Genomic DNA, 19800 nt, shown 5'->3' on the forward strand with positions numbered 1-19800 from the left:
TTAATACCAATCGTTGTAAATATCTGCTCATCCTAGCTTGTTAAAATACTCGATAACTGCGTTGGAAAGTTTGACTGTAGAATAACTACTTATCGAAATTTTCCGCCTTGTTCTCGAGTATTTTTCGTGCGCTATTTCTGATCACCTACTTACTGTGATTGGTATAACAAAGGCCACCATAAAGGCTGAGGAAAAAGGTTCGAGTTGAAGGGATAAAAAAAACGACGGGGGACGTAAAGTCCCCCGTCGATGCAACTTATCAATTACAGTCGCTTGGCAATCATATCAAGTTGAATTGATTTATTGCTCAGCAGCTTCCAGCGTGTAAGTGACTTCAGTGCTTTCTTTCAGCTGCGCGATAACAGATTCCAGATCGATGTTTGCAGTCGTACGTGCCACTCGTTCCGCCATCTGGCTTTGCAGGCTGATTTCTTCTGTCGCAGGCTCTTTCACAGCATCCAACGCCACGACTAGCACATCACCACTGAAGGTGCGGGTGAAGCCGTATTCGGCCTTGCCTTCAACTGGTGTAGCCATAGTGAACGCCAGCTCTACCGTTTCACGCTCAGGAGAAACACGCGCCAGTTCAGCAACTTCACCAAACGCATAACCAGAGGCATTCAGGCCAGCATCATTACCTTCGCTCAGTTCAGCAACCAGGGTGTTCGCCAAAGCGTCAGCCGCTTTTTCACCCTCTTGGCGCTTCAGCAAATCTGTCACCTGAGTTTCTACCTCAGCAAAAGGCAGCACTGTTTCAGGGCGAACTTCGTCAACACGCACAACAACCACATGCTCAGGTGCAATTTCGATGATATCGGAGTTCAGGCCATCTTCGCGCACTTCTGGTTGTTGGATCGCTTGGGCAACCAATGGGTTAGCCAATGTACCTTGCAGTTCAGACAAAGAAACGAACTCTGTTCTCTCGACTTTCGCGTTGACTGATTCAGCTGCGTCTTCCAGGTTGTCAGGCATTTCGAATGCTTTCTCAGCCAGCTCGTTAGACAAAGCATAGAACTTCTCGACCGCATGGTTCTGTTTCAGCTGAGCCATGATCTCATCACGCACTTCCGCGAAAGGCTTCGCGTCAGATGGCTTCACGTCATCCAGTTTGATGATGTGGAAACCGAACTCAGACTGAACCACTTCAGACACGTCACCTTTGCTCGCCAGTGCAAAAGCTGCTTCTTCGAACGCTGGGTCCATCACGCCTTTATCGAACCAATCCAGCTCACCGCCCTGCTCAGCACTGAACGTATCGTCAGAACGGGTTTTCGCCAGTTCAGCGAAGTCTGCACCACCATTCAATTCAACCAATACCGCTTCAGCTTTTTCTTTCGCAGCGTCATCGTCGCCTTGAATCATGATGTGGCTGACTTTGCGCTGCTCAGCAGTACCGTAGTTTGCTTTGTTCGCTTCGTAGTAAGCTTGAGCCTCTTCTTCCGTTACATCAGCAACATCAGCAATGCCTTCACCGGAAAGCTCAACATACGCGATTTTGAATTGCTCAGGACGAACGAACTGCGATGGGTTTTGTTCGTAGTAGTCTTGCTTCTGCTCTTCAGTGATCTCAGCTTTATCTGCAAAATCAGCCAGAGGCAGGGTCAAGGTGCGAACCATACGCGTTTGACCTTCAAGCTTGTAAAGCGACTCCAGCTCACCTTCCAGTGCAAACTCACTACTGATCAGTGCATTAACGAACTGTTCGCGAATCAGATCCTGACGGACATATTCGGCAAATTGGTCTGGCGAAAGACCATTTCGGCGAAGTGCTGCCAGATACAAATCGTTGTCAAACAAGCCTGTTGCGCCACGGAAAGCTGGCATCTCACGAATAGATTGTTTGATTTGTGCATCACTGACACGAAGACCTAGGTCTTTGGCTTCCTGATCCAGCAGCGCCTGGTTCACCATACGGTCCAGTACATTACGGCGGAATTGTGCCAGGTAATTAGGGTCACTCAACAGAGTAGAGAAGAAGTCACCGGCCTGTGCTTGCATCTGTGCACGCTCATTTTGGTAAGCTTGCTCGAATTGATTACGGCTAATTTCTTGATCACCCACTGTTGCAGCAGGTACTACCGTGCCACCTGCCAGGTAGCCGCCAACACCAGCGAAAACAAAGGAAAAGATAATAAGGCCTAAGATGATCTTAACCGCGATGCTGTTTACGCCTTCGCGTAGTCGCTCCATCATAACGCGCCGTCACTCCTGCTTATTGAAACGTTCGTCTTTCACATACCTTCTCTTACACAAAAAATGGCCAATACACGATTGTGTACTCAGTCAGTTTTTATCAAGAGGAGTTGTTTCGATTAAAACTAAAAAAGCGCATCGAGAGATGCGCCTTTACACTCTGATTGAGCCTGATTATACGCTGATGTCGCACACTTTACAGCTTAAAACTAGGACTGCTGCGACAAAGAGCAAAACGAGACGTTTAAGGTTAGTTAACCGCGTCTTTCAGAGCTTTACCAGCTTTAAAGCCTGGGACTTTAGCAGCTGCGATTTTGATTTCTGCACCAGTTTGTGGGTTGCGGCCAGTACGTGCTGAACGCTCACGAACTGAGAAAGTACCGAAACCAACCAGCGCAACTTGGTCACCATCTTTCAGGCTGTCTGATACAGCTTCAATCAGTGCATCCAGAGCGCGACCCGCTGAAGCTTTAGACAGATCAGCATTTTCTGCAATTTTATCAATTAACTGCGACTTGTTCACTTTTTCATCCCCTTTACAAACGAACCACAAATCCCATTTTTTGCGGCGGCATCCGATTAATCGGTGCCAATAGTTATCAAAACAAGACTTAAAAACGCTGTAGCTGTTATGAATTAAGGGCTTGCAGCGTTTTAATTAACTTAGCCCTCAAAAAAAACGCTGACAAGCCTTTTACCGACTGTCAGCGCTTTACGTTGCTTAATTTTGCTGCACGTCACTCTTTTGTGGCGATACAAGCTCGATTCCGAGAGGATTGTCTTGTAGCGCCAGAGTAAGAACTTCGTCGATCCAGCGCACAGCATGGATGTCTAGGTCCGCTTTGACGTTATCAGGAATCTCTTCCAGATCACGTTCATTCTCTTTAGGAATGATGACTGTTTTGATACCACCGCGGTGAGCTGCCAGCAGTTTTTCTTTCAAACCACCGATTGGCAGCACTTCACCACGCAGTGTAATTTCACCGGTCATGGCTACATCAGCACGTACAGGGTTACCCGTCAGGCTCGATACAAGCGCCGTACACATCGCGATACCCGCACTTGGACCATCTTTTGGTGTTGCGCCTTCAGGCACGTGCACATGAATATCACGCTTCTCATAGAAGTCATTATTGATACCCAGCTTCTCTGCACGAGTACGAACAACTGTCATCGCTGCCTGAATAGATTCCTGCATCACGTCGCCCAGAGAGCCCGTTTGTGTCAGTTTACCTTTACCTGGCATTGATTCGGTTTCAATGGTCAGCAGATCGCCACCCACTTCTGTCCATGCAAGACCTGTCACCTGACCAATACGGTTGCTTTCGTCCGCTTTGCCGTAGTCAAAGCGCTGAACACCCAGATAATCTTTCAGGTTGTCCTGATTGATAACGATGGTTTTGGTGTCTTTATTCAGCAGAATTTCTTTCACTGCTTTGCGGCAAAGCTTAGAAATTTCGCGCTCAAGGCTACGCACGCCCGCTTCACGGGTGTAGTAGCGAATGATGCCGATGATGGCTGAATCTTGGATTTCAACTTCTTTTGGCTTGAGACCGTTACGCTTAACCTGCTTATCGACCAAGTGCTGTTTAGCAATGTTGAGTTTTTCGTCTTCGGTGTAACCCGATAGGCGAATCACTTCCATACGGTCAAGCAAAGGACCTGGGATGTTCATAGAGTTCGACGTCGCCACAAACATCACGTCAGACAGGTCGTAATCCACTTCCAGATAGTGGTCGTTGAACGCGTTGTTTTGCTCTGGGTCCAGTACTTCCAGCAGCGCTGAAGATGGATCGCCGCGCATGTCAGAAGACATCTTGTCGATTTCATCAAGCAGGAACAGTGGGTTTTTCACGCCAACTTTAGCCATTTTCTGGATAAGTTTACCTGGCAGAGAACCGATGTAAGTACGACGGTGACCACGGATTTCCGCTTCATCACGCACGCCACCCAGCGCCATACGGGTATATTTTCGGCCGGTCGCTTTTGCAATCGACTGTCCCAGAGAGGTTTTACCCACGCCTGGAGGCCCCACAAGACACAGGATTGGTCCTTTAAGCTTGTTCACACGGTTTTGTACCGCCAAGTACTCAAGGATGCGTTCTTTCACACGCTCAAGGCCGTAATGGTCTGAGTTAAGAATCTCTTCGGCTTTTGCCAAGTCTTTTTTCACTTTCGAGCGCTTCGACCATGGTACACTGACCATCCAGTCGATATAGCTGCGAACCACGGTTGCCTCTGCTGACATCGGAGACATCATTTTCAGCTTCTGCAGTTCTTGCTCGGTTTTTTCCTTGGCTTCCTGAGGCATTTTAGATTCTTCGATCTTCAGCTTCAGGCTTTCGAATTCATCAGGCGCATCATCCAGCTCACCCAGCTCTTTCTGAATGGCTTTCATTTGCTCATTGAGGTAGTACTCGCGCTGGCTCTTTTCCATCTGCTTCTTAACGCGGCTGCGAATACGCTTCTCAACCTGCAGCAAATCGATCTCTGATTCCATCATTGTCATCAGGAATTCAAGGCGCTCAGCGATATCAATGATTTCCAGCACTTGCTGTTTGTCATTGAGTTTTAAAGGCATGTGCGCGGCAATGGTATCTGCAAGGCGAGCAGCTTCGTCAATACCATTTAATGAAGTCAGCACTTCAGGCGGGATCTTCTTATTCAGTTTGATAAAGCCTTCAAACTGACTGATCGCAGTGCGTACCAAAACTTCCTGCTCACGCTCGTCCATCTCTGGCGTTAGCATGTACTCGGCATCAGCGGTGAAGAAGTCGTCTTCACGGAATTTTCTGATTTCCGCACGCTGCAAACCTTCCACCAGCACTTTCACCGTACCGTCAGGCAGCTTGAGCAGTTGAAGAATAGAGGCAACAGTACCGACTTTATAAAGGTCTGAAATTGAGGGGTCGTCAGTAGCGGCGTCTTTCTGCGCTACCAAAAGAATCTGCTTATCATTGTCCATCGCTGCTTCTAGGCAACGGATGGATTTATCCCGTCCCACGAAAAGCGGGATGACCATGTGAGGATAAACAACCACGTCACGCAATGGCAGGACCGGAATATCAATGCGCTCGGAACGCTCCAAGTTCATATTTTTCTCTCTTCCGTTTTCGTTATTACTGAGTATATGGGGATAGATTGTCAGGATTCAACGGCATATACGGCAGAAAGTAAAAAAGGGAGCTCATGCTCCCTTTTTTTCGATAATTTGTTGGTTAAATAAGCAACTTAACCCTACGCGATGTGCGTTTTACTCTGCGCCTGCTGCCTGATTTTCTGAATTTTCATAAATCAGCAGTGGGTCAGACTCACCTTTAATCACCGACTCATCAATCACGACTTTAGTAACGTCTTTGCTTGATGGCAGATCATACATGGTGTCCAAAAGCACAGCTTCGACAATGGAACGTAGGCCACGAGCACCTGTTTTCCTGTCCATCGCTTTTTTCGCAATGGCTGTCAGTGCATCGTCACGGAACTCCAGCTCAACGCCGTCCAGCTCCAGAAGCGCACCATACTGCTTGGTCAACGCATTCTTAGGTTCACGGAGAATCTGCACCAATGCATCTTCATCAAGCTCACCCAAAATCGCCGTGACTGGCAGACGACCGATGAATTCAGGGATCAAACCGTATTTCACCAAATCTTCTGGCTCTACTTTGCTGAACAGGTCGCTCAATGTTGCTTCCTGATCTTTAGAACGCACTTCTGCGCCAAAGCCGATACCACTGCCTTTCGCAACGCGCTGATCTACCACTTTGTCGAGGCCTGCAAACGCACCACCACAGATGAACAGGATCTTGGAGGTATCAACCTGCAGGAATTCCTGTTGAGGGTGCTTGCGGCCACCTTGTGGTGGAACAGAAGCAATCGTACCTTCAACCAGTTTCAACAGCGCCTGCTGAACACCTTCGCCCGATACGTCACGGGTGATAGATGGGTTGTCAGATTTGCGTGAGATCTTGTCGATTTCATCGATGTAAACGATACCGCGTTCTGCTTTCGCTACGTCGTAGTCACACTTCTGAAGCAGTTTCTGGATGATGTTTTCAACGTCTTCACCCACATAACCTGCTTCGGTCAATGTGGTGGCATCAGCCATAGTGAACGGCACATCCAGAAAACGCGCCAGCGTTTCTGCCAACAGTGTCTTACCGCTACCGGTAGGACCAATCAGAAGGATGTTACTTTTACCCAGTTCAACGCCATCAGCCGTTGTGTCGCCGTTACGAAGGCGTTTGTAGTGGTTATATACCGCTACAGACAATACTTTCTTCGCCCGGTCTTGACCGATAACGTAATCGTCCAGGTGTGCACGGATTTCTTGCGGAGTCGGAAGCTCGTTGCTGTCGCGCTTCGGCATGACCTCTTTTATTTCTTCACGAATGATGTCGTTACACAGGTCAACACACTCATCGCAGATATAAACAGAAGGTCCAGCAATTAACTTGCGTACTTCATGCTGGCTTTTGCCGCAGAAAGAGCAGTAAAGCAGTTTGCCGCTGCCACCGTCTTTTCGCTTGTCTGTCATTCGCTAACCTCTTTAGGCCTTAGCCCATGTTTACCATGATCTGAGTCTATAACATCTCGGGGGATTTTTCCGAACACCGAGAGACTCAATTCTGGGACAGAAAGTGTCAGGCAGACCTAACTGTCTCAGAATTAAAAATTAATCGCGCTTGTTCAGCACCGCGTCAACCAGACCATAGTCAGCCGCATCCTGTGCAGCCATAAAGTTGTCACGATCAGTGTCGCGTTCAATCACTTCCAGCGGTTGACCTGTGTGCTCAGCCAACAAGGTGTTTAGCTTTTGCTTGATGGTCAAAATTTCTTGTGCATGGATTTGAATGTCAGACGCCTGACCTTGGAAACCGCCAAGTGGCTGGTGAATCATCACACGGGAGTTCGGCAGACAGTAACGCTTACCTTTCGCGCCACCCGCCAACAGGAAAGCACCCATTGAGCATGCCTGACCCATACATACCGTGCTCACGTCTGGTTTAATGTACTGCATAGTGTCGTAAATAGACATACCTGCAGTCACCGAACCGCCCGGTGAGTTGATATAAAGGAAGATATCTTTATCAGGATTTTCTGATTCCAGGAACAGCAGCTGCGCAACAACAAGGTTCGCCATGTGATCTTCAACCTGACCCGTCAGGAAGATCACACGCTCTTTCAAAAGGCGGGAATAGATGTCATACGAACGTTCACCGCGGGAAGTTTGTTCAACCACCATCGGCACCAATGCATCCATGATAGAAGGCATTCCGTTTTTTTCTTGAAAGCTCATAGTGTTATATCCCTAAAATAAATGGCCCGGATGAAATTACTTCATACGGACCATTGTTATCAGAAGAGTGAATTCTAAGTCAATTGTCCACTCAACAATTCTAGCACTTATGCTTGAGCTGGGTTCATCAGCTCAGAGAAAGCTTGCTCTTTTTCAGAAACTTGTGCTTTACCCAGCAGTGCGTCGATTGCTTGTTCTTCCAGAGCAACGTTGCGCATGTTTTCCATCAGGCGCTGGTCTTTCTCGTAGTAAGCCACAACTTCTGATGGATCTTCGTATGCAGAAGCCATTTCTTCGATCAGCGCTTTTACGCGGTCTTCATCAGCTTTCAGCTCTTCAGACTTGATCACTTCGCCCAAAAGCAGGCCAACCACTACGCGGCGTTTTGCTTGTTCTTCAAACAGCTCGCTTGGCAATTCTGGTGCGTTTTCCATGTTGCCACCGAAACGCTGAACCGCTTGCTGACGCAGAACGTTAACTTCTTGGTCGATCAGTGCAGCAGGCACATCGATGTCGTTGTTCGCAACCAGACCATCGATCACTTGCTCTTTCACTTTGTTCTTAACTGCTTGCTTCAGTTCGCGTTCCATGTTTTTACGAACTTCTGCTTTCAGGCCGTCAACACTGCCGTCTTCAACGCCGAAACGTGCAACGAACTCTTCAGTCAGTTCTGGCAGTTCTTGCGCTTCAACTTTGCTCAGTTTGATGTCGAACTTCGCTGCTTTACCTTTCAGGTTTTCAGCGTGGTAGTCTTCTGGGAAAGTCACGTCGATAGTGAACTCTTCGCCCGCTTTCTTACCAACGATGCCGTCTTCGAAACCTGGGATCATGCGGCCTTGGCCCATAACCAGTGCGAAGCCTTCTGCTTTACCGCCTTCGAACTCTTCGCCGTCGATAGAGCCAGAGAAGTCCATAGTTACACGGCTGCTTGCTTCAGCTGCTGCGTCAACTTCTGACCAAGAAGCCTGTTGCTTACGCAGAGTCTCGATCATTTCAGCAACGTCTTCTTCTTTAACGTCAGCCAGTGGCTTAACCACTTCTACTTTGTCCAGATCTTTCAGTGCGATTTCTGGGTAAACTTCGAAAGAAGCTTTGAATACCAGATCTTTGCCTTCTTCAGTGTCAACTGGAGTGAAAGTTGGCGCGCCTGCTGGGTTGATTTTCTCTTTGATGATCGCTTCGATGAAATGACGCTGCATCACTTCACCCATCACGTCGTTACGTACAGCTTTACCGTACATACGTGAAACCATCTTCAAAGGCACTTTACCTTTACGGAAACCATCGAAACGACGATTTTTAGCAATGTTGCGAAGCTCTGCAGTTACTGCGTCTTCGATGTTTGCTGCTGGAACGGTGATAGTCAGGTGGCGCTCTAGGCCTTCTGTGGTTTCAACGGTAACTTGCATTGTATTAATAACCTCAAAACTTACTCAGGGTCGCTGAGTGATGTTGCCCGGCTCCTGCCGGTAGCATCCTTTCGTGCTACAGCGAATCGTTCGCCATAGCGCCTGTGAATCTGGATACACAGCGCGTTTGCGCGGGTATCGATTAGCCTCAAAATACGAGGCATGATTTTTAAGACGCGCCATTATAGCGGCACCGCCCTGTCGAGTCGAGACGGGCTAGGTCCATCGTCATGTTTCTGTGAGATTGGGGCGAGAAAATGGATTTCAAGGGGTGGAAGGAAAAAGAAAGGTCCTAGGGTCCTAGGGTCCTAGAAGACGATACTTGTGAGGTTTTGATGTAAAGAGAGCATATTCAAGTATTCACGCACTTGATAGAACAGTAGAGCAAAGGATCCAGATCCTAGGTCCTAGGTCCTAGGTCCTAGAGAAATATAGAAGTGGTATTTCAGCTTTAAGATAAAAAAATGATTACCAAAGCCGCTTAAATCAGACGCCCCACCGCTCTTGGCTCTGGCTTTTCCTAGGACCTAGGACCTGCTCTTCCCTAGGATCTTCTTTTCCTAGGATCTTCTTTTCAATCAACGTCGGGAATCTATAGTGAGATGCGTTCGGGAAAAAATTGCGATGAGAAAATGTACGAAGGAGAGTAGAAAGTGGCACGCCCTACAGGATTCGAACCTGTGACCCACGGCTTAGAAGGCCGTTGCTCTATCCAACTGAGCTAAGGGCGCACTTCATTCACACAGTGTGTGAACGCAGGGCAGGATTATAAAGGCACGAGTTTCTTCGTCAACGCTTTTCCTTATGCTTTGCTGTTAAATGCCTAAGAAACAAACATAGTTGTTACGCTAACGCGAAAAATCCCTCTCTTTTTCTCCTCTGTTTCTATCGGCAAATAACATCTGTTCTGACGATAAAATGATTTCATCGTGCTCCCTATTGTTCTTTTCCCCGCTAAAGCGGATATTTCTGCGCCACAAATACCCTCGGGTCTGCAGACCCGAGTGGTTAAACTTTTTCTAGCCCGGAAGTAAAGAGAATGAATGAGTTTTGGGATATCACCCCGTTTAGCTGGGAAGGCGTACTCACCTGTGCCGCCTGCGGATGGATTTTAGGCCTTGAGCGCCAACTGCGAGGAAAGCCTGTAGGTATTCGCACAGCGATCCTCATTATTCTCGGTACCTACCTTTTTATGCGCCTCGCAACCTCTCTCTCTGACAATTCGCTGGATCATGCCCGGGTATTGGGGCAAATCGTAACAGGTGTCGGTTTTCTGGGTGCAGGCGTCATGATGGCACGAGATGGTCAAATCCAAGGCGTAACCTCTGCAGCCGTCGTTTGGTTGATGGCCGGCCTTGGTATGGTGATCGCTTTTGACTACGGACGCCAAGCATTGCTTCTTTGTGCGTTTGTACTTTTTGTTCTTGTTGGTCTGGATAAAGTTGAAACTACGTTTTCATCCCTAACAAAAGGCGTGCATAAACGCTGGGAGGAGAAGCGGAAAAAGACCGGAAAACATGCAGATATCATCGACTAATATTCGGTAGTTCTGCATAACCATTTCCATCAAAAGATTTCATCTTCACCACAAAATTATCTCTCTTTACGTTTGAGGGTGGCGAAATAATAATCGCGCCTGAACGCACCTTTCTCTGCGTTAAAACCTGCACTTCCTGTGCAGGTTTTTTAATTTCAATTCAGACAATTAAGGAAAAACATTGCAACAGAACCCTGTTATGCAGGCTGATCGCAACAGTCCACTTGTACCTGTTCTCAGCCTAAGCCTTTTTGCCGTTGCGTCAGGTTTCCTGATGAGCCTCATTCCGCTTGCGCTTGACGCACGTGGCATGTCGGTGAATCTTGCCTCCTGGCTCGCGAGCGTGTTTTACGCAGGCCTGCTTGGCGGTGCGTTGATCAGTGCGCGCATCGTTGGCAAATTTGGCCATCGCAGTGCGTTAGTTGCGTTTTTGCTTATCGTTGTCAGCACTGTGGGTTTGATGGCATTCAGTGCATCACCCGCTGCGTGGCTGTGTGCCCGTTTTGTTGCAGGCATCGCAGTTGCCGGTGTGTTCGTCGTGATCGAATCCTGGCTACTGATGGCAGACACTGAAAAAGCACGAGCCAAACGCCTTGGTCTTTACATGGCATCACTGTATGGCGGTTCTGCATTGGGTCAGCTTGGTATCGGCATGTTCGGTACTGAAGGCGCGATACCACTGATTGTGGTCGCCAGTCTATTCTCAGCAGCTATTTTGCCACCACTGGTATTTAAAAAAGGTCGCCCGAAAGCGGTTGGCCACGCCAGCATCAAAGTCAGCGAAATGAAAACCTTGCCAGCAGCAGCCTACATTGGTTGCATCGTATCAGGCTTGGTGTTGGGCTCTATTTATGGCCTGCTGCCATTGGAGCTAGAAAGCAGCTACAGCCACGATCAAGTCGGTGCGTTGATGGCAATCGTGATCCTTGGGGGCATGGTGGTGCAACCGCTGGTGAGCTGGTTGAACTCACGCATGGAAAAAGCGCTATTGATGGCACTGTTTTGCTTCCTGGGTTTGCTTTCCATTGCCATGATTGAAATCGCGACCGTGTCAGCAGGCGTAATGGCGGGCATGTTCCTGCTCGGAGCATCTGCGTTTGCACTCTACCCTGTTGCTATCACGCTGGCTTGTCGCAACGTAGACGAGTCGAAAATCGTTGCAGCCGCAGAACTGATGTTGCTGAGCTACAGCGTGGGATCTGTTATTGGTCCGGTGTTGGCAGGCGAAGCGATGTCGATGAATGGCGGTCTGATGTTGTATTTTGTGGTTTGTTTCGCGGCAACCCTTCTCTATATGCTGGGTTCAACCAAACGCAACCGCTCTACCGGCACAGACGGCGTAGACGAAGCAATATCTGTTGATATCTGATTCAAAGAAATAATTTGAGCAAGGGCGCTTATTGTTAGCGCCTTGCCTTCCCCCCTTCTTGCCTTTTTGGTTTCACATCCTTCTCTCTGCAAAATTTTCTATACAAATAGCTATAAAAACGCGTTTAAGGTATGGAATACGCCTAATTACTACCGTATTTTTTTGACGCTAATCTCACAGAAATGATGCTCACCTCTAATTACCTAATTTATTGGAATATTACTTTATTCATTAAAATAAATAAGCATCCGCACATCAGACGGTTATTGCTGAGAAAAATAATTAAATAGGTAGATAAGATAGGTATTTAGAAAGGTTTTAAGGCATTTTATTGAAAAAAAACGGACGACGGTATAAAACTGTCGCAAACCCAACTTTTTGGTCATAGCCACAAATGAAAAGTGGTTATCTCACATTTTATTTCAATAAGTTAATAGTTTTAGTAACGAAATAATCAATAGCATTTTGTACATTGTTTGAACGCTTCCTACGCTCACATAGAAGGTCTCTAGTTTGAGACTCACTGCACAGCGTAGGAGGTGACAGCATGTCCCAAACGTTTGTTAAAGCAGCAGCTTGTTTTTTATCTTTCATCTCACTTCAAGGCTGCTTCCTTGTCAACGGACCTCTTGAGTATGCACAAGAAACCAACGCACCTTCTGTTAGTTATCTCCCTATCGGCATACCCTTTGTCCTTGGTGGACACGGTTCCAGTGTTCCCTTAACAAGCGAACTCAGCTTAACCGCCAAGCACATCGCCCAGCTGGATTATAGCGATGTGGTCGCCTACCATCCCAACTGCGATGTAGCAGTGATCAGGCAAAGTAACCATGACAAAACCATTGCCCCGCTGGGGACAGTAAAAACCAAAGGATCAGTTACGACGGTTGGCATGGGCCTTACAGGCAAGGTGTTAGTCGGACACGGTAAGTACTACTTAGATGTTAACTTTGTTGATTCAGACATGTTCGCAAACTGCCCGGCCAGTATCACTGACGCGCCCGTCCAAAGCGGAATGAGCGGCGGTGGTGCCTATAACAATGAAGGCGAACTCGTCGGTATTATATCGGGCATGTCTGGTTCAGGATTCAAGCTACTTGATGGCACCGAGTTAGGTAATGAACGTACCAGCATTTTCGTATCAACTCTTCACATCCGCCCCTGGCTTCTTAAGGTTGTTGAAGACTTTTACGACGACTCCCTCAATAATCTCGCGGCTTCAACCATCACCCTTTCCAAAACCTATTTAGAAGAAGATTTAGACTAAGCGCAAACGTTTGCGCTATAGCCATGTCACACTTTTTTTGTCAAAATAGCGCCACTTTCCCGTCTCTCTTTGCCAAAGGAAAAACATGGCCGCTCAAATCATTGATGGAAAACTTATTTCGCAGACTGTTCGCCAGGAAGTTGCAGCACGTGTAGAAGCCAGAAAAGCAGCAGGCCTCCGAGCGCCGGGACTCGCGGTGGTATTAGTCGGTGATGACCCTGCCTCCCAAGTTTACGTTGGCAGCAAACGTCGTGTGTGTGAAGAAGTTGGCTTTGTTTCCAAGTCTTACGACCTGCCTTCAACTACCAGCGAAGCAGAGCTCTTGGGTTTGATTGACGATCTGAACGCTGACCCAGAAATAGATGGCATTCTGGTGCAACTGCCTCTTCCTGCACAAATGGACCCTACCAATGTGCTTGAGCGCATCCACCCAGAGAAAGATGTCGACGGCTTCCACCCATACAATGTCGGACGCCTTTGCCAGCGCATGCCAAAGCTGCGTTCATGCACGCCAAAAGGTATCGTTACACTGCTTGAGCGCTACAACGTCCCTCTGCGTGGTAAACATGCTGTTGTCGTCGGTGCTTCAAACATTGTTGGCCGTCCAATGACGATGGAACTGTTACTTGCAGGCTGCACCACCACCACGTGTCACCGTTTTACCAAAGATTTGGAAGGACACGTTCGCCAAGCTGATCTTTTGGTCGTAGCTGTGGGCAAACCAAACTTCATTCCCGGTGATTGGATCAAGCCTGGCGCAGTTGTGATTGATGTAGGTATTAACCGATTGGAAGATGGCAAACTGGTTGGCGATGTGGAGTATGGCGTGGCTGCTGAGAAAGCCAGTCATATCACGCCTGTACCTGGTGGTGTTGGCCCAATGACAGTGGCAACGCTAATTGAGAATACCCTGCTGGCTTGCGAGCAATACCATTCGTAACACAAAAGGGCAGCGATTCGCTGCCCTAGTCTTTTCCAAACAAATCCCGCGTATAAACTTTATCTTTCACATCTAATAGTGCGTCATCCATCCTGTTAGAGACAATGACATCCACCTTATCCTTAAATATTGCTATATCTGTCACCACCTGTGAATTGAACAAAGTCTTCTCTTTATACACAGGCTCGTAAATCACGACTTCTAACCCTTTGGCTTTCAACCTTTTCATCACCCCAAGAATAGAAGAAGCGCGAAAGTTGTCCGAACCCGACTTCATAATGAGGCGGAAAATACCCACGGTTTTGGGCTTTCGTTTCAATATAGATTCAGCAATAAAGTCTTTACGCGTCCGGTTAGCATCAACGATGGCGCCAATAATGTTATTCGGCACGGATTGATAGTTGGCGAGCAGCTGCTTGGTATCTTTCGGTAAGCAGTAACCACCGTAGCCGAATGAGGGATTGTTGTAGTGACTGCCAATTCGAGGGTCAAGACACACGCCTTCAATGATCTCTTTAGAATCCAACCCCAGCGATTCCGCATAAGAGTCCAGCTCGTTAAAATATGCCACGCGCATAGCAAGATAGGTGTTAGAGAAAAGCTTGACCGCTTCCGCTTCTGTCGAATGCACAAAGAGGGTTTGAACGTTTTCAGCCAGTGCGCCTTGGTTCATTAACGCTGCATACGCTTTGGCCTGCTCAGAAAAATCACCCACGATGATTCGGGAAGGATAGAGGTTGTCATAAAGCGCCCGCCCTTCCCTCAGAAACTCGGGCGAGAACAGAATATTGTCAGCCTGATGCTGTTTTCGAAGAGAATCAGTAAAGCCAACAGGAACTGTTGATTTAATGACAATAGTGATGGAAGGGTTCACTGACAGAATATCAGCAACGACAGACTCCACAGAGCTGGTATCAAAGAAGTTGGTTTCGGGGTCGTAATCTGTGGGGGTAGCCACCAAAACAAGCTCCGCCCAGTTATAGGCTGTTTCTGCTTCTGTAGTGGCATAGAAGCTAAGTTCAGGGTTTTGGAGAAATTGTTCTATCTCGCGGTCAGAAATGGGAGACTGGCCTTGATTGAGTAAGTCGACCTTCTCTTGAAGAATATCAACCGCAACGACCTCGTTGTATTGCGCCAGCAGCATTGCATTTGAAAGACCAACGTACCCCGTACCCACGACCGCTACTTTCATCTACCGCCCATCCCTCTACATCCCAAAAGCAAAATACGTATTTCACTTCAGGTTAAGTATCAACGATGACACTTTTCTTATTATTCAGAGTATAGGAGATGAACGTTTAGCACGTAAGTGTGCAACACCGAGCGTCACCATGGCAGAAAACAAAGCAAAAACATTCACTAACGCATCGGTCAGACTACCTGTTCTGCCAGGCACCAAGTTTGCCTGTATATATTCTGACGCCACAGCAACCAATAAGAGAAAAGTAAACGAGAGCACTTTCACATGAAGTTGTAACGGAAAGAGCAACACACCACCAAGGTAAAACAACCCAAAATGGAACAGCAAATCACCGTATCCCCAAAAGAAAGTGGTGCCTTCAATAGAAAGCTGCTTGAGGCCAAAGCCTGTAAAGAGTGACAGCATCGCCAAGGCGACTAACCCTATAACAAAAAAATACAGGCCAAACCTGAGCGATGAAAATGACATGGGTTAAAACTGATTCCTTAAATGTTGGCGCTCGGATTACGGATTACGGATTACGGATTACGGATTACGGATTACGGATTACGGATTACGGATGGCAACTTATCACTTATTCCATATAAAAAACAAAGGGCGATGGTTTCCCATCGCCCTTCGTTGTTTCATCACATTTTATACTCTGCGTTACAAAAACAGTCAATGTTCACCCTCATCGACATCAAAGCAAAAAGCAGCGATTTATCTCTGCGTTAACGTTGAAAATCATGCGTAACATTCATTTTAATTGACTTTCTAACATAGCCTTTTTGGCTAAGAAAATTAGAGTCTCATCCTTCAAGATCAGTTTTAGCTAACTGCAATGAAACAGAACCAAAAAATCTCGAATAAAAGACGTGTATCAATTGGACACTGACTACCGATGATATTTCAGCAGGTGTAAAGCCGCTCGCTTTGAGCGTTTCAAGAACAGCATGGCTTGAAGCTTGTAATCCTTGACCGTAACGTCTCCCGTTTTCATTTGTACAAGGCGTTCTAGTGCCTGCTCAACAGTGCAGAGTTGGCGACTTACTGGGTCAATATAAGTAGGATAGAGAATTAATGCACCCGCTATCAACTCATAAAGTGCCAGTTGGCGCTTTCTACGTTCACATTTCAGTGTGTCTTGGGTCAGGCCCCAACCCGCATAGAAAGGCATGCCATAAGTCGTGACTTGTTTACCCCGTAGTAACGCCTCAAACCCGGTTAGAGAAGTCATGGTATGAACTTCATCGACATGCCGCAACAAAGCATCCATAGAAACATCCGTAACCACCAAATCAGCGACATTCAACGTCTCACTTTCCCAGCGACCATCATCTCGTTGGCCTGCAACAACATCGGGGTGAGGCTTATAGATCAAGAATGCATCTGGATTTGCCTCTCTAACCTTTAACAGCAGTTCACTGTTGGTTTTTACTTCCGGAGAACCGTATAAGATAGAAGCGTCAGACTCGACTTGCCCAGGCACAAGAATAATCGTCCTGTCCTCTGGTAATATCAGGGGCTGGGCACTACCAACGTTATATTTGGTGATTCCTGAATCGAGTAATTTAGGCAAAAGACGCTCAGCGCGCTCTACCATGTAACTGGAAATCTCACCGTTGAGGATATTTTCTAAATCAGACGGCCGTGTAGCATCAAAGTAGATACCGGTTCGGTCGAGGACTAAGGAAATTGGTTTTTGGAAGTGAACACCCAATCCATTGGAACGGATAAAACCATCTTCAATGGTGAATCCACACTCTGATTGCATACCCCAGCCCACTGTTGTTTTTGCTCTACGTTTTTCGCTCTTCAGGTTCCAAGCTTTTAGGAAGGGCGGCAACCAGGTTTGCTTCCATCTACTGACGCTCGCAAGTGAAACCGTTAGCTCGGGCTGGCCTTGATGACGGAGCACATCCACAATGTAAGGGATGATATCTTCCAGTTCACAACGCCTTTCCAGAATAGGGTCAACGTAACGGGCATACTCCAAATAGGCCGCTGCAAAAACCTGTTCTAACGTGCGATTTTTGTTTCTACGCTCACAAACTAGTTTGTCCTCTGTTAGTCCCCATCCCGCATAAAATGGCATGCCAAAGCAGTGTACCTTTACCCCCGCCATTAACGCTTCAAACCCCATTAAACTGGAAACCGTGTAAACGTCTGTTGCGCTTTCCAGCATGTCCCAAGGGTTGATAGATTCGGCAAACACTTTGACATTTGGGTGTTCAAACGGCAATGGATATAAGAATCCCTTCTTTTTACCACAGACGACATCAGGGTGAATTTTTACCCATATGGTTTCATTAGGGTGATTTACTATGGCTTCCTCTAACATCTCAACGAAGGTATTTTCGTTCGCCATTGCACCAGTTACTGAGGCATCACCATAAGTTTGGTCAATAACCACAATTTTTGCATTCTTTGTACTTTTATTGAAAACTGATTGGACGTTGTACTTAGAAAGCCTCTGTTCTCGGATATTTACGATACATGCTTTAGCTCTATCTGCTAGTAAAACGTCATTACTTTCGTGTATTTTTTTTTCTAGTTCTGACTCACCAACTGCAGAATAATACACACCTAAATCATCAAGTATAAGGCTTAGTGGCTGCGCTCCGAGTACACCCAGGCCTACAGAGCGAATAAATCCATCTTCTATAGATACATATTTCAGACCATTATCTTTTGCATACTCCCTAGCAAAGGAGGAGGTTTCTTTGTACCCCCAGCCATAAACAACGACCTTATGACTTTCGAAGAAGTCATCATGGAGGAATAGTTTTAAATTTTTAATTGACCTCACACCTCTACTAGGAATAAAGATCCTTCCCTCAATCATACCCGCATTAAAAAGATTTAGTATCAAATAAGCCGTGTGTTTGTAATGACTATTTTTCATATTAATATTTATAATCTTCTGGGTAAAAATCCCCAGCAAAACACTATTTAAATTAAAATTCACCCCTAAAGATAAGGGAGCTTTTCAATAAAAAGATTAGAATTTAAAAAGCAACCCTTACCTCTTAATATATTATAAAAATTACAATAAACTATGGAAATATCAGATAAGGCCGTAAAAAAGCAAAATCATTGACATTCATATTTCCCACGGTGCTTTTTCCGAATAAAGACTGTTTAATAACTTAATCTTCTTGTTATGATATTCGTTATTTAAAGAACTGCCACCACCATCATTCAAACAAAAAAAGTCATATTCTCTTTTCTTTATTGCACTTTCAACTTTATCAATATTACTTTCTCTTACCAAACATGAAGCCTCACTTCCCAAACAGCTTCTCCCATTAATATAAGAGTAATGATGGTATAGGAAGGACGTTATATTGATATCATTAATAGTCCTAAATTTGGCACTTCTAACTAAATCGAAATTATCTTTAAATTTAATCTCCAACTCTTCAAGAACACTTTTTCGGAGAGAATGAGGAGTATGTTTATGTAGTTGGGTTGGTGACAAAGAGTATTCTGACTCGATCAAACTCTTTGAGTTCAAAGATGCATTGAGATAATCAGGGTTATCAGTAGATAAACTACCATAAACCATCCCATAAGGTTCTAAGAATGACTTACTTGTTTTATTCCCTTCTATGAACAGTGATTTATCAACATTTCTACCCAGAAAAACATCATCATTAAAGTAAATGAAGTTTTCGCTCAATCCATTTATTTTATGTAGGCAACTTTCAATAGCATGAGAATTGAAATTGGGTAAAACATTTGCATCTGGAAAAACATCAATATGATCTACAAAGATAACTTTATCATTATCTTTTAACAACCACTCAGGTGGCTTGCAATTAGTTAATACATAGATTTTGTTAACCCAAGGCGCGTGCAGAAATATTGATCTTAGTGAGTATTTAAGTTCATCGATGGAATGAAATCTATCCCAGTCTATTTCATCTTTGTTCGTGACGTTTTCTATCAGCATTCTACGCCAGTCTTCATCTTTATCATTTACCCAAGTATAAACAATATCAACTGGTAAGTTTTCAATTACAGTGATGGGTGTACTATGCTTATTGATTAATTTAGCATTGACTTCTTTATCTTTCGTCGCTTCCATCAACAGATCAGTATCAATTTTCTTATACTCTAAATTGTTCATCCTTAGAACAGAGTATGTGCGACCATTAGTTAAAACTTCATCCCAGACATTAATAATTTTTGAGAAAGATATATCTAAAAAAACAAGTTTCAACTCGAAACACTTTGCGGTCTTTATGAGATTATCAATTTTCTCTAAGTTTTCAGAAGCAACTTTAACTCTATTTCTCTTAACACGAGCATATAGTTCCACATTGTTAACTTTAGCTATAGAAAGTAGCGTAAAAATAAAAGAGTTACGATCTTTTGCATAGTAATTCCAATCTTCTTGGCCTGTCACCGAAAAAACAGGTAATGCCTGAAACAAAAACTCCTCAATCTTATCCTCTTCCTCAAGCATATTCCCTGAGGTTATAACTAAGTCACCATTGACATTTATGTTATAAAATGCGCCACTATAGAGGCTTCTTGATTTTCTCTCAATCTCATTAGAAATAATATTTCTCAATTTTCTTTTTATGAATTTTTTCAACAT

At 45.6% G+C, this 19800-nt stretch carries 14 protein-coding genes and 1 tRNA gene; 4 read left to right on the plus strand and 11 right to left on the minus strand.

The genetic code is table 11. The features are described 5' to 3' along the window. Positions 1–300 precede the first annotated feature (300 nt). The 7 genes from ppiD to GCE9029_RS09250 all read right to left on the minus strand — a co-directional run bounded on the left by ppiD (position 301) and on the right by GCE9029_RS09250 (position 9629). Positions 301–2193, minus strand: coding sequence for a peptidylprolyl isomerase (gene ppiD, locus GCE9029_RS09220; protein WP_062662853.1), 1893 nt, complete (start codon positions 2191–2193; stop codon positions 301–303). Between the two features lie 250 nt (positions 2194–2443). After that, on the minus strand, positions 2444–2716 hold the full coding sequence (hupB, locus tag GCE9029_RS09225; RefSeq protein WP_002535556.1) for a nucleoid-associated protein HU-beta: 273 nt from the start codon (positions 2714–2716) through the stop codon (positions 2444–2446). Positions 2717–2914: 198 nt separating this feature from the next. Then, positions 2915–5287 (minus strand): endopeptidase La, encoded by a 2373-nt coding sequence (gene lon / locus GCE9029_RS09230; protein WP_062662856.1) that lies wholly within the window; start codon positions 5285–5287, stop codon positions 2915–2917. A gap of 159 nt (positions 5288–5446) precedes the next feature. Then, on the minus strand, positions 5447–6727 hold the full coding sequence (gene clpX / locus GCE9029_RS09235) for an ATP-dependent protease ATP-binding subunit ClpX (RefSeq protein ID WP_062662858.1): 1281 nt from the start codon (positions 6725–6727) through the stop codon (positions 5447–5449). Between the two features lie 138 nt (positions 6728–6865). Beyond that, on the minus strand, positions 6866–7489 hold the full coding sequence (clpP, locus tag GCE9029_RS09240) for an ATP-dependent Clp endopeptidase proteolytic subunit ClpP (protein WP_002535561.1): 624 nt from the start codon (positions 7487–7489) through the stop codon (positions 6866–6868). A gap of 107 nt (positions 7490–7596) precedes the next feature. Then, on the minus strand, positions 7597–8898 hold the full coding sequence (gene tig, locus GCE9029_RS09245; RefSeq protein ID WP_062662859.1) for a trigger factor: 1302 nt from the start codon (positions 8896–8898) through the stop codon (positions 7597–7599). Positions 8899–9552: 654 nt separating this feature from the next. Beyond that, positions 9553–9629: transfer RNA gene (locus tag GCE9029_RS09250), tRNA-Arg, on the minus strand. A gap of 308 nt (positions 9630–9937) precedes the next feature. Between GCE9029_RS09250 and GCE9029_RS09255 the strand changes: the two genes are divergently transcribed. From GCE9029_RS09255 to folD, 4 genes are all read left to right on the plus strand, one after another. Then, positions 9938–10435, plus strand: coding sequence for an MgtC/SapB family protein (locus tag GCE9029_RS09255; protein WP_062662862.1), 498 nt, complete (start codon positions 9938–9940; stop codon positions 10433–10435). Positions 10436–10616: 181 nt separating this feature from the next. Then, on the plus strand, positions 10617–11804 hold the full coding sequence (locus GCE9029_RS09260) for an MFS transporter (RefSeq protein WP_062662864.1): 1188 nt from the start codon (positions 10617–10619) through the stop codon (positions 11802–11804). A 547-nt stretch (positions 11805–12351) separates the two neighbouring features. Further along, positions 12352–13071 (plus strand): trypsin-like peptidase domain-containing protein, encoded by a 720-nt coding sequence (locus GCE9029_RS09265; protein WP_062662866.1) that lies wholly within the window; start codon positions 12352–12354, stop codon positions 13069–13071. Positions 13072–13156: 85 nt separating this feature from the next. After that, on the plus strand, positions 13157–14011 hold the full coding sequence (folD, locus tag GCE9029_RS09270) for a bifunctional methylenetetrahydrofolate dehydrogenase/methenyltetrahydrofolate cyclohydrolase FolD (protein WP_062662868.1): 855 nt from the start codon (positions 13157–13159) through the stop codon (positions 14009–14011). A gap of 25 nt (positions 14012–14036) precedes the next feature. On the opposite strand, the gene GCE9029_RS09275 is transcribed toward folD, so the two are convergent. From GCE9029_RS09275 to GCE9029_RS09290, 4 genes are all read right to left on the minus strand, one after another. Next, positions 14037–15203 carry a nucleotide sugar dehydrogenase gene (locus GCE9029_RS09275; RefSeq protein ID WP_062662870.1) on the minus strand — a complete coding sequence of 389 codons (1167 nt, stop codon included), beginning with the start codon at positions 15201–15203 and terminating at the stop codon, positions 14037–14039. Positions 15204–15287: 84 nt separating this feature from the next. Beyond that, the gene (locus GCE9029_RS09280; RefSeq protein ID WP_062662872.1) at positions 15288–15680 is read right to left on the minus strand and encodes a hypothetical protein; all 393 of its coding nucleotides are present in this window, start codon (positions 15678–15680) and stop codon (positions 15288–15290) included. A gap of 409 nt (positions 15681–16089) precedes the next feature. Continuing rightward, positions 16090–18162 (minus strand): capsule polysaccharide biogenesis protein, encoded by a 2073-nt coding sequence (locus GCE9029_RS09285; RefSeq protein ID WP_231870061.1) that lies wholly within the window; start codon positions 18160–18162, stop codon positions 16090–16092. 135 nt (positions 18163–18297) lie between these two features. After that, positions 18298–19800 carry a stealth family protein gene (locus GCE9029_RS09290; RefSeq protein WP_062662874.1) on the minus strand — a complete coding sequence of 501 codons (1503 nt, stop codon included), beginning with the start codon at positions 19798–19800 and terminating at the stop codon, positions 18298–18300.

Source organism: Grimontia celer (assembly GCF_900055185.1).
GTDB lineage: Bacteria > Pseudomonadota > Gammaproteobacteria > Enterobacterales > Vibrionaceae > Enterovibrio > Enterovibrio celer.